The sequence below is a fragment of the Candidatus Woesearchaeota archaeon genome (assembly GCA_021735165.1).
In the GTDB taxonomy this organism is placed as follows: domain Archaea; phylum Nanobdellota; class Nanobdellia; order Woesearchaeales; family 21-14-0-10-32-9; genus JAIPET01.
Genome location: JAIPHP010000029.1, coordinates 1 through 13,474, shown reverse-complemented (window position 1 = coordinate 13,474; position 13,474 = coordinate 1). Strand labels below are relative to the sequence as shown.

Genomic DNA, 13,474 nt, shown 5'->3' with positions numbered 1-13,474 from the left:
CTAATCCGTGAAAATTGTTTTTTGGCAAATCGTTGTCGCCTTGCTTTAGATTTATTTGTTCTTTTAGTATTTCTTGCATTAAAGGTACTGTGTACACGGCGTGTGTTAGTTGTGTGTTGTCTGTTGCAGACAAAAAACCCTTGTTATCTAAAGTTATGTAATTCATAGGCGCTAATGCTTGGTGTTCTTTCATGCCTGTTACAATAGTGCTTATTTCGTATTGTCCTTGTTCGTTGCTTGTCGTATTAGTTCTTGATTCCCAGTTTCCGCTGACTAATTGTTCTATGTTTATTGGTACTTGCAAAGGCCTCTCCATTTCAGTTTTAGTCTTTACTTCGCCAGAAAACGTTAAATTAGTAGTTTGAGCAGTATTTATGCTATTTAACAACAATAATCCTGATGCTGTCAAGATTACTTTTTCCAGTCCTTTCCTAAAGAAACTCTTTTTCTTCATAGTCTTTAACAGATCATTGAACAGACTTTAAATACTTTACGATTTTATACCACTCGAAAGTGACTATGAATTTATTTTTGATTGTAAAAGAATTACGATTTAACACAATGAGCTTGAAATAGGAAAATGTTTTTAAATAGCAAGATAAATATGGTTGTTGAGAGGTGAATGTATATGCCAATTTTTGGTGCTAATCCAGGATTTAGTCAAAATCTTCCTATTGACAAAGTTAAGTCTATGAGGGCTCAAGGGCTAGATAATAATCAGATAATTCAGACTTTGCAAAGGGATGGTTATCCTTCAGGCGATATTTTTGATGCTTTAAATCAAGCAGATATGGCCTCTGCTAGTCCTTCCGGTTTTCAGCAATCGCAGAACAGAGATTATTCTCAAAACATTTCTACGCAGAGCGTTCCATCTCAAGAAAATTTCGGGTTTTCGGGTTCTGATGACAATTTTCAACACAATATGTCCCCTCCACCTAGTAATTCAGGCATGATGCCTCCACCATCAGGAGATTATTCTCAAGGCGATGTTTCCAATGAAGAGCTCGTTGAGGCAATTATTGATGAGAAGTGGAATGAGTTAATGAAAGACATCAATAAAGTTGTAGAATGGAAAAACTCTATGAATATTAAAATTACGGGTTTAGAGCAGAAATTTGACAGTCTTAAATCAGAGTTTGATAAGATTCACAATGCGATTCTTGGTAAAATTGATGATTATGATAAAAATTTGAGTAATGTTGGTGCTGAGGTTAAGGCTATGGAAAAAGTTTTTTCTAAAGTACTGCCTGTTTTTACTGAGAACGTTTCTGAATTAAGTAAAATTGCTAAAGAATTTAGATCAAATAAAACTTCTAAGAAATAGTTGTTTTAAATCATTTTTTATTTAATTTTTTAGTGAATTTGTTTTTTTTAGAAAATTTAGTGAACAACTTGGTAAATTTAATCTATATTTGTTTTGGTTATTAGAAACATTGCAAATGCGCCTATTAACATTATTAGAATTAATCCCAATACTTGAGGATTCACAAATGTGTTTAGCACATTAGTTCCAAAATTTTCTGTTGCGGTTCCTTCAGGAGTTCCTGTGCTTGGATTGTTATTTGCTATTGAAGGTAATTGAGCAGGATCTGTGTTTATTTCTGGCGTCGTTTGTGGCTGAGTGTCTGTGTTTTGTGTGTTGTCTTGATTTGCTGTTTGGCCTTGTCCTTCTTGTAGCGTTTCTTGCCCAAATCCAGTTCCTATCGCAAATACTACGACCACCACTACAATTATTATTGCATATGTTTTAAAATTTGTTGATGTTGTTCTACCAGCTATTGTTTTCATATCCCATCCAAAGATCATCAGTCCAAACATCACTATGAATCCTATGAATATCAATATGAAAAACCAAGGAGTCATAAAATATATCATTCGCAAGATGTTTTGGTTTACTACGCTTAGTATCGCAAATGCCATAGCTATTATTGCATATATTCCGTTTTGTCCTTCTCCGAAGGGTTTAAACCAGGAAAGCAGACCATACATTATTACAAATATTAATAGAAATGCAAATATTACGCTAAAGTATCCCAATACGCCTAGATCTATGACTCCTGCCATTTAATTCCTCACTTGAATGCGTTCCATTCTTTCAGGACGTCTTTCATTCCTGAGTCTTTTTTCTTTGAGTCGTCTTTTGTTATGTAACTTATTATTATTCCAAAGACTATTAGTACCACTATAAGGGACTGGAACTGTGCATCGTACAGGAAATAGAGCCAACGCGGCAAATATGTTCTGTTCAATACATCTGTGCTTGTTAGAAACAAAATTATTATCATTATTATTCCAAATAGCGTGAATCCTCCGCCTAGTCCTTCTTTTGTGAAGTCTGCAGGTTTTCCTGCTAATCCTAATATTAATAGCAACATTATTATTACTACGGCTAGTAGCGCAACTCTTGGTATGAATTGATTTATTATGTTAACTACGTCCCAGCTCCAAGGATATGAATTGGTCAGATGAGGTATTACTACTGCTAATGACATTACAAGGCTTAATATTACGTTAAAGTTCTTTTTTGGTGTTTTTCCATCATCTTCTGTGCCTAGTATTTTTGTTTTTTGCAGTGTTGCAAATATTATTGTAAATATTAGTGCGAAGGGTAGCAAAAGATCTTGCAGTAGATCCATTGTTGATATTCCGAGAAGTCCTCCTAAATTCCAGTACGCCATGATTTCACCTTTTATTATTATTTTATTTATGTATTTATATCTTTTGTTGTTTTTCGGGGTTTTTAACTGTCTGTTTTTGTCTCCTTTTTAACTGCTGGTTTATTGTCTTTGGTTGCATACATCACAATTCCTATAACCAATGCGATTAATATTAGTGATGCTGTTGCTTCACTTCCCCAAACATTTTCTAGGAAATTAAATATGCTTGTTAACCATCCTAGTGAATCTAAAAATATTAGTGCTATTGCTATAAATGATATTACTGCAAATAAAGATTTCCATTTATCTGATAATTCGAATCCTTTTTCTTCTTCTTTATACATAACGCCTACAGTCATCATGAACATAACTATCAGAACTAGCACCAAAACTATTTTTGAAGTTATTTCGCTTATTAATGCCACTAATTGGCTGCTTGCTACGACGAAGAAACCTATTACGAATGCCATCATCGCATTCAGGTTTTTTCGAGTCATTTTGAACATTTTTCCATCATCGCTTCTGTAGTCTTCAATGCCGAACACTTTAGTTTTTTCTAAGAATGCGAATACTAGCACAAATACTAGTAAGAATGGTAAGACTGTGTCAAACACGCCTAGCCTTTGCATGAATTCTATTGAGTTGCCTAGTGCAGATGTTGCCATTTATATTTATCCAATTTTTTTCTTTATAAAACTTTTGTTTTGGGAAGGTTTATTAATTTGAGATGTTTACTTTTTATTACGCGATGATGAGGTGAACACCCGATGACCCTTTTGGAATGATTATAACGAGTAACTGCTGAGCGTACCTTATTTTTTAGTATTTTAGTAGTTTTTCTGATTTTTTCGCTCTTTTTCCAAAAATAATTTAAATGATTATTTTTCCTTATGATGTATGCATATATTATCCCATATTTCATACCCGTATTTTGCAGCTAACATTTTTGCATGGTTATTCGGTTTTAATATCCCTTTAGAATATAATTTATTGTTGATTTTTTTCAGTGTTTTTCCTGATTTTGATTATGTTGCAGATTATGTTTATCAAAAGGTTGTAAAAGGTTCTTATAAGATTCCTGATAACCATCATAGCTTACCTAGTCATTATCCTATTGTTTACACACCTTTGATTCCTTTAGCAGTTTTTACTGGTGAACCTTTTTTTATTATTGCTACTAGTGCAATATTCGTTCATTTGCTTATGGATGTTCTTTTTTGTAATGAAGGAGTTATGTTGTTTTATCCTTTTAGTACAAAGTGGTTTAATTTTTTTGCTAAGAAAACTGCGGGTAAACCAGGCCTAGAATGGAACAAAGTTTATTCTAAATTAATAGTTGCTAAAGTTGATAGAGTTTTCTTTTTGTTTGTGCTTGTTCATTTTTCTTCTGTTTTATTATTTTGACTCATTTTTTGGTTAATTTTTTATATGTCTTTGTTTTGTTATTCAATTATGGGAAAAGATGTTTTAATTAGTATTTTGAATTTTTTAAAAGAAAGAGATGTTGATTTTGTTCATTTAACTCATGATCATGTTCATTCTAGTAAGGATGCTGCTCTTGTTAGAGGCAATAGTGTTGAGCAGGCAGCCAAGGCTATTGTTTTAAAGTGTAAAAATAAGTCAGGAGTTTATGAGTTCGTGCAATACGTTGTTTCCGGGCATAGAAAGATTGATTTTAAGTCTTTTAGGAAGGTTTTTGGTTTTAAAAGTGTTTCTTTGGCGTCCCCCGAAGAAGTTTTAGATTTGACGGGTTGTGTTATTGGCAGTGTTCCACCAATAGGTCCTTTTTTTGGGTTGAAAAGTTTTTTGGATGTTTCTATTTTAGATAATGAATATATATTTTTTAGTGCGGGCACACATAATGATTCTGTTAAAATTAAAAGTTCTGATTTTAAGAATTTGTTTGATTTTGAAATAGTAAGTCTTTCTGTTTTAATTTAGTTAGAGTTATTTTGTGTGTTTTGTTTTTTTGTTTGTTTTTATGTGTTTATAATATTCATATAGTACGTAGATTGCCGAGAGTGTTGCTAGTATTAGTGATACTTTGTTTATTATGTTTAGAAGCAATTCTGACATTTTATTGTACCTCTTCTTTACATTTTGTTTGCAGCTCTATGTTTCTTATGTAGTTACAATAATTTGGTTCTTGGTATTCTATTGCTCTTTCGTAATTTAATTGGTCTCTAGGACTGGGTTGTGGTTCTGTGTTTTGCGTTTCAATCTCTGTGTTCTGTGTTTCGGGTTCTGGCGTTTCACTTATGCATTTTTGTTTCAATTCTTCATTTAGAATGTAATTGCAATATGTTCTTAGTTGGTATTCTATTGCTCTTTCGTAATTTAAATCATCTTTTTTTTGTTGTGCTGTTCTTTCATCTACTATTGGTTCTTCGTAATCGCTTACTCTGTCATAACATTCGTTTTTGAGTTCTTCAACAGATATAAATTGACAGTAATAATTGTTATTGTATTCTATTGCTCTTTCAAAATTTAGTGCGTTTCTCTTATCGTCTTGTGTTCGTATTGTATTATTTAAGTCTCCATCTCTCAGTTCATCAGTTGTTGTTTCATTATTTGGGGGCATGCGTAATATTTGATTAGTCAATATGAATATTGTTAAAAATATTATTGTAAGTGCTATTCCCACGAGTATTTTTTTGTTTTGATATACCATCAGATAAAAATTCATCAATTAGGTATTTAAATTTAATTGTTTTCTTTTACTATCTACAAATAAAAAATTTTAATGGAAAAATATATAAACTGAAATTATTGGTGTTTAATTAATGAAAGTTATTAGCGGTAAACTCATGTTGTTGTTTTTTGTATTCTTACTTTTTATTCAAGTAGTTAATGCTCAAGAGTGCGAAGCTGGAATAAAAGATGTTGCTTGTGATGAAGGTTATCATGAATTTCTTTATACTGATAGTGTAGAAGCTGCATCAGGCGCACTCGATATTAATTTTGATATTGGTGTTTGGTTTAAACAAGTGATTGATGTTTATTCTGGAATTCTTATGAAGTACGATTCGGGCACTTCAAGTTCATCAAAATTAATTTTTGGAGGTTCTGGAACTGATTCGCCTACATGGGTTGTTTATAATAAATTAGGCACTTTAAAATTTGCAAACAAGTATGATACTAAAGCTCCTTTGACTTTAAGCCATACAGGGGATATTGTAATTGATTTATCTACTCCAAAAACAAAATGTGGAAACAATATTTGTGAGAGCGAATTTGGAGAAACATTAGCTTCTTGTTCGACGGATTGCGGAATTACTGTCTAATTACTAGCTAAATTCTTTCTTGAAATTTTCTAAAAATAGTTGATATTTGCCTTCTCCCACCCACATTTTGTTTTCTTACTTAGTAAGAAAATTCTTTTTATTTGCTGGTTTTTTCTTACCTAATAAGAAAAAATATATAAATTAGTTTAATTTTCTTATGTGGTATGAAAAAAGATATTTTAGAAAAAACAGCTAAAGAATATTACGAAATGGGTAAAGAAGCATTTGAAAAAGGAAGAAACAATTCTGCAGTTGTTTTATTCTTTAAAGCATTAGTTGCTTTATCAGACTTATTTGTTTTTCAAAAAACAGGAAGAACTCCCTCTTCTCATAATGATAGGTTTCAAATAACAAAAAATAAGTTTCATTCTGTTTATTTATTATTAGACAAAGACTTTCCATTTTATCAAGATAGTTATGTTCAAATTATGAGTAAAGATTTAGCGGAGGTAATAAAAAAAGATGTACAAACTATGGCTAAAAAAACTAAAACTAAACTATGATGCTGAAGTTCTTGATATTGTTCAGTTTGGCTCATCGGTATTCGAAAACTCAAATCCTAACGATATAGATATAGCTGTGATTTTCAACAATATTCCTTTAGATAACCAATTAAAAGAAGCTCAAAAGATAAAATTTCAGATAGAGAAAAAAATTGATTTGGCAGTACATGTAAAATCTTTTGATATGCATTCTTTTTTTGATAAAGGAAATTTTGCAAAAGAAGCAATTCTTGTATATGGTAAAAGTCTTATTTCACAAAATAATTTTGCTGAAAAGTTTAACCTAAGCCCTAAAATAAGAATAATTTATGAGCTGAAACATCTAGAAAAAAAAGAGAAGATAAGATTTAATTATTTGTTGAGTGGCCGAGGCAATAAGTATGGACTGTTAAAAAAATACGGAGGAGCCATAATCGCTCCTAGTGTTCTAGAATTACCTCCCGAATTTGAAAATATATTCATAAAAAAGCTAAAAGAGTATAAGGTAAAGTTTGTAATTTCCAAATTTTTAGAAGTTATCGAGTAAATTCTTTCTTGAAATTTTCTAAAAATAGTTGATATTTGCCTTCTTTTATTGCTTGCTTTGCTTTTTCAATTAGTTTTTGCAAGAAATATTGGTTGTGAATGCTTTTTAACCTATGAGCTGCAGGTTCTCCTATTTTCGTTAAATGTTGTATGTATGCTTTCGTATAATTTTGACAAGTATGGCATTTGCAATCTTTTTCTATTGGTTCAAAAGCTTCTGCGTATCTTCCCTTATCTAAGTATATCTTGCCGTTTTTTGTGAATATGCTGCTATGACGAGCATTCTGTGTTGGATATATTGAATCAAAACAATCCACTCCTTTTCCTATCATTTCTAAAATGTCTATTGGGCTACCAAGGCCCATTACATATCTTGGCTTGTCTTCTGGTAGAAATGGAATTGATGATTCTACTGCTTCGTACATATCTTTTGAAGGTTCTCCTATTGCTACGCCTCCTATTGCAAAGCCGTCAAAATCATATTGAGAGAGAAATTTTGCGCTTTCCTCTCTTAAACCAGAATAAAAATTGCCTTGCGCTATTCCAAATAATAATTGTCTTTTATCACTATTTGAAAGGCTACTTTCTAAACGTAATCTTTTATGTTCTTCCAAACTTTGCAATCCCCACTTATGAGTATTTTCCATTGCAATTCTTGCTTCTTTTTCAGTTATGCCATAAGGCGTCATATCATCAAGCATCATTGCTACATCTGAGTCTATTTCCCATTGATTCTTCATTGCAAGTTTTGGAGTTAGAATAATTTTTTTCTTATCATAAGGACTTCTAAAATGTATTCCTTTCTTGCTTTTTAGCTCAAAAAAAGAGGATGATGCTTGAAAACCACCACAATCCGTAAAAACCACTCCTGAAAAATTCATAAATTTATGTATTCCTCCTGTTTTTTGCATAACGGAGAGTCCGGGCCTTAAACTTAATAAAAGACTGTTGCAAATTACTGCTCGTGCCTTGCAATCAACGCCTAAATTTTTGTAGTCGTCTGTTGTTATGTATTTTCCTGTCGCTTTTGTAACTACTGGCATAAAAAAAGGAGTTTCTATTTCTCCGGACTTAGTTTTTAATACCCCTATTCTTGCATTTCCTGATTTGTGTGTTATTTTAAAATGAGACATGTAATTTAGAATCTGCATAAGTATTATATTGTTTTTGATTAGAATAGAGCAAAATAGAAAGATTTAAGTATTAAAACTTCGCGTTTGTCTTTAGGGTGGGATTAAGTTGAAAATTAATAGTGTTTTCTCGGTTTTGTTGTTGTCATTACTAGTTATTTTGTTTTCTGCATTTGTTTTTGCACAATCTGAAACTGATTGCGGGAACAACATCAGATGTAAGATGATTCTTGCTCAGACTACAAAAAACGTTAGTGCTTGCGAAGGTTTAACAGAAAATGAAAAGATTAATTGCGAAAACTTAATTAAGGAATCCTCCCAAGATGAAGAAAAAAAGAATTTGAGCGTTACTATTCCTCCTAATGAAAAAGAGGATTCTTCTTTTTTGAATTATATTCTGCCAATAATAGTTGTTTTACTTTTAGCTTTGAGCTATTATTTGTTTAAAATTTTTAGTAAAAGGTGATTAATTGTTTATTTTAATAAAATTTGACATTAAAAGGATGTGGAAAAATAAAAGTTTTCTAATACCATTTGGTTTTTTTACTTTGTTTTTTGTTGTTTTAATGTTGCTTGCCGGAGCAGTTCAATCTAAGTTAGTCACTGATCAGAAAAATGTTTATGATCTGATTGAGAATTCTGTTGGCGATGTACGAATAGTGATTTTTTATTTTGCATCAGTATTTTTTCTTCCTTTTATTTTGCTTTTTGCTGTAAATGGGAGTTTATCTGTAGATAATGAAGCAGGTTTTTTTAGATTTCTTTCTAATAAGATTGCTAGATGGAAAATTTTTTTAGCCAAATATTTTTCTGAACTTGTTTCTATTTTTGTAGCTTTATTTCTAGTCATATTAATTTTGTTAGGATTTTCATTTGATAGATTATCAGGGAATTTTTTACTAGGTCTTTTGAAATCAACAATTTTTATTTTATTTTATTCGTCTGCTATTGTTGCGTTTTATCTTATATTTGATGTCATAACTAAATCTAGAAAACTGAACCTCTTGTTAACTATTGTCGGATTTGTTTTTATGATGTGGCTTTCAAGTTTAGATTTTTTCTCTTCTTTTCTTATATTTGGATCTACACCTAACATATTAGAATTAAGTTTAGGAGCAGTTTTGATTAAATCTTTGATTATGCTTGTCACTGCGACAGTTTTTGTTTTTTTAGGCATTTGGATTTTTAATAGGAGGGAATTATGATAAAAATTTCTAATCTTTCAAAAAAGTATGGCAAAAATAGTGTCTTAAAAAATATTAATTATGAAATTAAACAGGGCACTAATTATTTAATTGTTGGAAATAATGGTTCTGGAAAATCAACGCTTCTAAAAATTTTATTAGGAATTATAAAAAAATATTCTGGTGTTGTGAACATAGATGAAAAACCTATTGGTTTTTTTCCTCAAGATGCTCTTGTTGCTAAAGATATATATGTAAAAGACTTTTTTAATCTGATGAACGAATTAACTGAAAAAGAACAAAAAAGTTTAGATAAAAATGCACTTTCAAAAAAGTTTGACTGCGAACATTTATTACATAAAAATTTTGGAAAATTATCTCATGGAGAAACTAAACGAGTATTGTTAGCTGCGACTTTTATGCATGATAAGTATATGCTCTTTGATGAACCTACAAATGGTCTTGATGCTAAATACAAAAAAGTTTTTATTGAGGAAATTAAAAAAAGGTATTCTGAACAAAATTTTATAATCGCAACGCATGATTTTGATTTAATAAATGAGTTAGATTTTTTTATTGTCACAATGAAGAATGGAGAATTTATTTGTGAATTAGTAAAAAAAGAAAAACAAATATTTATGAGATTTCTTTCCAACTTAGATTATGATCTAAGAAAACATATTTCAAAAGAAAAAAAAATTATTGATGGAAAAGAGTATTTTGCCATTAAACAAGATGTTTCTCTCGAAGAATTTATAAAAAAATTTATAAATGAAGATGGGGGCTAATTACTATTCATGAAATTGTTTAAATTACTTTTTGGGGCAGGGATCAGATTTGTTTTTTTAACACTCTTGATTTGTATAGTTTTCATGCCGCAAAAAGTAAGTGCTTTAGAAGAAACATTATACGTTAGAATGAACAATCAATTAATATCAGAAATGAAAGAAATAAATGGTGTACAGGAAAATTCTTTTTACCAATTAGATTTTCTTAAAAGTGCACGATCTAAATTTGACAAAGAAGGTTCAGTCGTTTATGTAAATGATTTTTCTCCATTTGGAATTGCACTTCTTAATACTATGTTTGATTTAGGATATAAAAGTGCTTTGCACTACAAAGAAACACTTAGTTATGGTTTTTATGATCCAACTATTGCAAGATATGTTCAACCAGTCTCTTCTCAAGTCTCATTTAGTAATTCTCAGATGCTCAATCCTTATGTATACATGCAAAACAATCCTTTTAGAAGCATTCCTGAAACTGATGTGAATCCGGATTTGGAAATTTCAGAGCTTCAATCTGGTACTGAAAGTGCAAGCGCTTCAGGATCGGGCACAATACCAAGCGCTTGGAGACAAAGTTATCGTCTAGCAAGAGCTCCTTCATTTGGTGAAGTTAAAGCAATATTTGATTTATCTAAGCTTATTGCTTCCAAAATTCTGAGTGAAAAAGATGATGATTTTAAAAAACCAAAATTACAAAAATTACTTGTGACAAAAGAATACGAAGATGTTGAAAGCCAAACCTATACTAAAGAAACCATTCAAACAGAAATCACTACAGAATCAAATGGGTATATTTATTACGACGAAGATATTGAAGGTGATTTGGTTGAAAGAAGAGTTAAAGAGCTTAATTTAGTCCGTACAGATAGAGTTATATCTGGCAACAGAAGACTTTATGTACGTATTGCTAAAGATGATAGTGCTACTTTTAGCAACATGTATAATGGTAACACTAACACAAGAAAAATAGGGGGTTATATGGGTGATGATGACACGTATCATGTAACCTCGTATGGTAAAGGTGATGGAGATGCAGTTTTTTATCCTGCCTATGAACCAAACAATCCAAATTCAGTTTCGATTCCTAGTGTGACCAAAACAATCACATCAACCATTTCAATTCCCGGACCAATAATAAAATATAGAAAACTTGTCGGTATAAGCATGAATATGGTGGAATAACAATGAAAAAAAATAAAAACTTGAGTTCGTTGAAATTAAAAACACTGGGTTATTTTTTATTTTATTTATCACTCTCATTATTGTTTGTTCCAAGTTTATGTTATGCATCTAATGAAGCTTCTGTTTCTGTTGTTCCTGCAACCGGTGATTTAACTGCATCAATTCCTATAATGAAAATTCCTTCTGTTAATTCTGAAAGTTATGAAGTTTATTTATCTTATATTTCTGGAGGCGGCGTAAAAGTGGGACAACCTTCTACATGGGTAGGTTTAGGTTGGTCTTTGGATTCTGGAAGTGTGACTAGAACTGTTAAAAATATTCCTGATGATTTGGATGCACGAGTTGGAGGAGCTTATTTAGATGACGAAGTATTTAGTACTCATTATGATGCTAACATAGAAACCTTCGATGACAGTAGATCTTTTTGGGAGGTTTATGCAACTGTGATCATATCCATAATTTTTGCGGCAATCATAAGTTTTGTAAGTTTCGGGAGTGGTAGCGGTGCTGGCTGGAGCATAGTTGTAGCAGCTATAGAATCAACTTTGGTTAGTGCAATGGCTAATGCTATTGTTATGTCAATGAATAATTTAAACCCTATAGATGCATTTAAAAGCACTTTAGGAGATGTTCTTATGAACTATCTTAGCATGACTTTAACATCAAGCATTAGAGAATTTGCAGGAACTGTTGCTGCTTTAGCTCATATTGCTGACTTTGTAGATGGTTATGTAAAACCCTTTCAAACAGTAAAAGCAGGTTATATGGCTATTGTTTCATTATCTGCCAACACTAAAACTGAATGGTCTTCCGGTGGGTTTAGTAAGAATTATAGAAAAACGCAGAAAAGAAGTGGATTTTTTTATGCGGATTATGATTCCGAAAGATTAATTCATGAACCTCCTATTATTTTAGATGGTCAAAGCCCTGATACTTACGCAGTATCAGGTCCTGTTAGTGGAGAATTAATACCTGTAAATTTCAATGCGGATATGTCTTCGGGATCAAATTTTAGGCCTGACACATTAGGTATTTCTGATCCGACTACTTCGAAAATTGAAAATAGGGTGAAGTTTTATTTGAAAAATCTCGGTGGTTTTGAAGAGTTAAAAGTTGAATTCTCCTCTGATTTATCAGATTCTTGTTCAGATTCTTTAAATGGGAATGAATTAGATGCCGGAATATGCAATACAAGAAGTTATCAAAGATATATAGACCAATGGATTTTTACAAATCCAGATGGTACTAGATTTGTCTATGGCAGTCCTGATGTTCCTGGTAGTATTTTAAGAGAACACAAAGGTCAAACTCAAAGTTATAAATATAGACGATATCAAGAAGGTGTTGAGGGTGAAGCTTGGAGAAAATCTTTTTCATATACTCATCACCCTGTAGAATGGAAAATAATTTCTATTTTAGGTCCTAATTATGAAGGTGATTCATTATATCCTTTAGATGCTTCTAATCCAAAAGGTCATTGGATTGCTTTCGAGTATGATTCGTTATATAATGGCGCTAATTGTGCGTTTATAGAAGGGGATTTCTACGGGAACGGTTCTATAGATTTTTATGGGGATCCATATTATTCAATGAGACTTGTTGATGTCAGTTACCTTAAGAAAATTCAAACTCCCGTATCTGTCGCTGAATTTTTTTATAGTAATAGAGCAGATGGTAGAGAGTCACTTCCAACGCCTCAAGACTTTTCAGAGCAAGTTATTGGTTTGAATCCGGTAGATGATAAAGTTGGAATTTTAGCCATGAATTATTTAAATTATAAAGCTGATATTTTTGAAACTTATGCTCAAATTTCAGATATTAGTGATTTAGAGTGTTATAAAACAAGTAGCTCGCCATCAGAAGATTTTCATTATAAGCAGAAATTAAATAGAATAGATTTAAAGAATAAAGACGCAGAGGATGTTCTTTCAAAAGTCTATTTTAACAGAAATGTAGATCCTTATTATCAATACTTGTTACAAAGAAATGTTGAAGAATCCGGAAATCCTTCTAAAGGGTATGGTAAGTACACTTTAAAAGAAGTGCAGCAGTGCAATTTGCTTAATAGAGAAGAATATTGTAAAGATCCATACATTTTTGATTATTATAATGATTGGAGTTAACATGAAATTGAATAGAATTTATAAAAAAAGAAAAGTTTCAGTTGTTTTGTTAGTTTTTATTCTTAGTTTTTCTATCATTCCTTTTCTTGTTAGTGCAG

Annotated in this window: 16 protein-coding genes and 1 pseudogene; 11 read left to right on the top strand and 6 right to left on the bottom strand. The window is 31.3% G+C overall.

Going from position 1 to position 13,474, the window contains the following annotated elements:
- A partial coding sequence (locus K9L97_06020; protein ID MCF7872560.1) for a hypothetical protein occupies nucleotides 1–454 on the bottom strand: 454 nt, incomplete at its 3' end.
- A gap of 174 nt (nucleotides 455–628) precedes the next feature.
- Here K9L97_06020 and K9L97_06015 point away from each other — a divergent pair.
- Entirely contained in the window at nucleotides 629–1,324 is a 696-nt protein-coding gene (locus K9L97_06015) for a hypothetical protein (protein ID MCF7872559.1), read from the top strand.
- Between the two features lie 77 nt (nucleotides 1,325–1,401).
- On the opposite strand, the gene K9L97_06010 is transcribed toward K9L97_06015, so the two are convergent.
- The 3 genes from K9L97_06010 to K9L97_06000 form a co-directional block, all read right to left on the bottom strand.
- Nucleotides 1,402–2,064: a hypothetical protein gene (locus tag K9L97_06010; GenBank protein MCF7872558.1), complete on the bottom strand. Its 663-nt coding sequence runs from the start codon at nucleotides 2,062–2,064 to the stop codon at nucleotides 1,402–1,404.
- 8 nt (nucleotides 2,065–2,072) lie between these two features.
- Entirely contained in the window at nucleotides 2,073–2,678 is a 606-nt protein-coding gene (locus K9L97_06005) for a hypothetical protein (GenBank protein ID MCF7872557.1), read from the bottom strand.
- Between the two features lie 62 nt (nucleotides 2,679–2,740).
- Nucleotides 2,741–3,322 carry a hypothetical protein gene (locus K9L97_06000; GenBank protein ID MCF7872556.1) on the bottom strand — a complete coding sequence of 194 codons (582 nt, stop codon included), beginning with the start codon at nucleotides 3,320–3,322 and terminating at the stop codon, nucleotides 2,741–2,743.
- A 232-nt stretch (nucleotides 3,323–3,554) separates the two neighbouring features.
- Here K9L97_06000 and K9L97_05995 point away from each other — a divergent pair.
- A pseudogene (locus K9L97_05995) lies at nucleotides 3,555–4,061 on the top strand (metal-dependent hydrolase).
- A gap of 48 nt (nucleotides 4,062–4,109) precedes the next feature.
- Nucleotides 4,110–4,598, top strand: a complete 489-nt coding sequence (locus K9L97_05990) for a hypothetical protein (GenBank protein MCF7872555.1) — start codon at nucleotides 4,110–4,112, stop codon at nucleotides 4,596–4,598.
- Nucleotides 4,599–4,734: 136 nt separating this feature from the next.
- On the opposite strand, the gene K9L97_05985 is transcribed toward K9L97_05990, so the two are convergent.
- On the bottom strand, nucleotides 4,735–5,328 hold the full coding sequence (locus tag K9L97_05985) for a hypothetical protein (protein MCF7872554.1): 594 nt from the start codon (nucleotides 5,326–5,328) through the stop codon (nucleotides 4,735–4,737).
- Nucleotides 5,329–5,440: 112 nt separating this feature from the next.
- Between K9L97_05985 and K9L97_05980 the strand changes: the two genes are divergently transcribed.
- From K9L97_05980 to K9L97_05970, 3 genes are all read left to right on the top strand, one after another.
- Nucleotides 5,441–5,941: a hypothetical protein gene (locus K9L97_05980; GenBank protein MCF7872553.1), complete on the top strand. Its 501-nt coding sequence runs from the start codon at nucleotides 5,441–5,443 to the stop codon at nucleotides 5,939–5,941.
- 164 nt (nucleotides 5,942–6,105) lie between these two features.
- Nucleotides 6,106–6,444, top strand: a complete 339-nt coding sequence (locus K9L97_05975; protein MCF7872552.1) for a hypothetical protein — start codon at nucleotides 6,106–6,108, stop codon at nucleotides 6,442–6,444.
- Nucleotides 6,404–6,970, top strand: coding sequence for a hypothetical protein (locus K9L97_05970; GenBank protein ID MCF7872551.1), 567 nt, complete (start codon nucleotides 6,404–6,406; stop codon nucleotides 6,968–6,970). The genes K9L97_05975 and K9L97_05970 overlap by 41 nt, the downstream gene beginning before the upstream one ends.
- Here the strand turns inward: K9L97_05970 and tgt are convergent.
- The gene (gene tgt, locus K9L97_05965) at nucleotides 6,960–8,102 is read right to left on the bottom strand and encodes a tRNA guanosine(34) transglycosylase Tgt (GenBank protein MCF7872550.1); all 1,143 of its coding nucleotides are present in this window, start codon (nucleotides 8,100–8,102) and stop codon (nucleotides 6,960–6,962) included. The genes K9L97_05970 and tgt overlap by 11 nt on opposite strands.
- Before the next feature lie 106 nt (nucleotides 8,103–8,208).
- Here tgt and K9L97_05960 point away from each other — a divergent pair, with 106 nt between their 5' ends.
- The 5 genes from K9L97_05960 (at nucleotide 8,209) to K9L97_05940 (ending at nucleotide 13,376) form a co-directional block, all read left to right on the top strand.
- Nucleotides 8,209–8,565 (top strand): hypothetical protein, encoded by a 357-nt coding sequence (locus K9L97_05960; GenBank protein MCF7872549.1) that lies wholly within the window; start codon nucleotides 8,209–8,211, stop codon nucleotides 8,563–8,565.
- 37 nt (nucleotides 8,566–8,602) lie between these two features.
- Nucleotides 8,603–9,304 (top strand): hypothetical protein, encoded by a 702-nt coding sequence (locus K9L97_05955; protein ID MCF7872548.1) that lies wholly within the window; start codon nucleotides 8,603–8,605, stop codon nucleotides 9,302–9,304.
- Nucleotides 9,301–10,071: an ABC transporter ATP-binding protein gene (locus K9L97_05950; GenBank protein MCF7872547.1), complete on the top strand. Its 771-nt coding sequence runs from the start codon at nucleotides 9,301–9,303 to the stop codon at nucleotides 10,069–10,071. The genes K9L97_05955 and K9L97_05950 overlap by 4 nt, the downstream gene beginning before the upstream one ends.
- 84 nt (nucleotides 10,072–10,155) lie before the next feature.
- The gene (locus tag K9L97_05945; GenBank protein ID MCF7872546.1) at nucleotides 10,156–11,253 is read left to right on the top strand and encodes a hypothetical protein; all 1,098 of its coding nucleotides are present in this window, start codon (nucleotides 10,156–10,158) and stop codon (nucleotides 11,251–11,253) included.
- 20 nt (nucleotides 11,254–11,273) lie between these two features.
- On the top strand, nucleotides 11,274–13,376 hold the full coding sequence (locus K9L97_05940) for a hypothetical protein (GenBank protein ID MCF7872545.1): 2,103 nt from the start codon (nucleotides 11,274–11,276) through the stop codon (nucleotides 13,374–13,376).
- Nucleotides 13,377–13,474 lie beyond the last annotated feature (98 nt).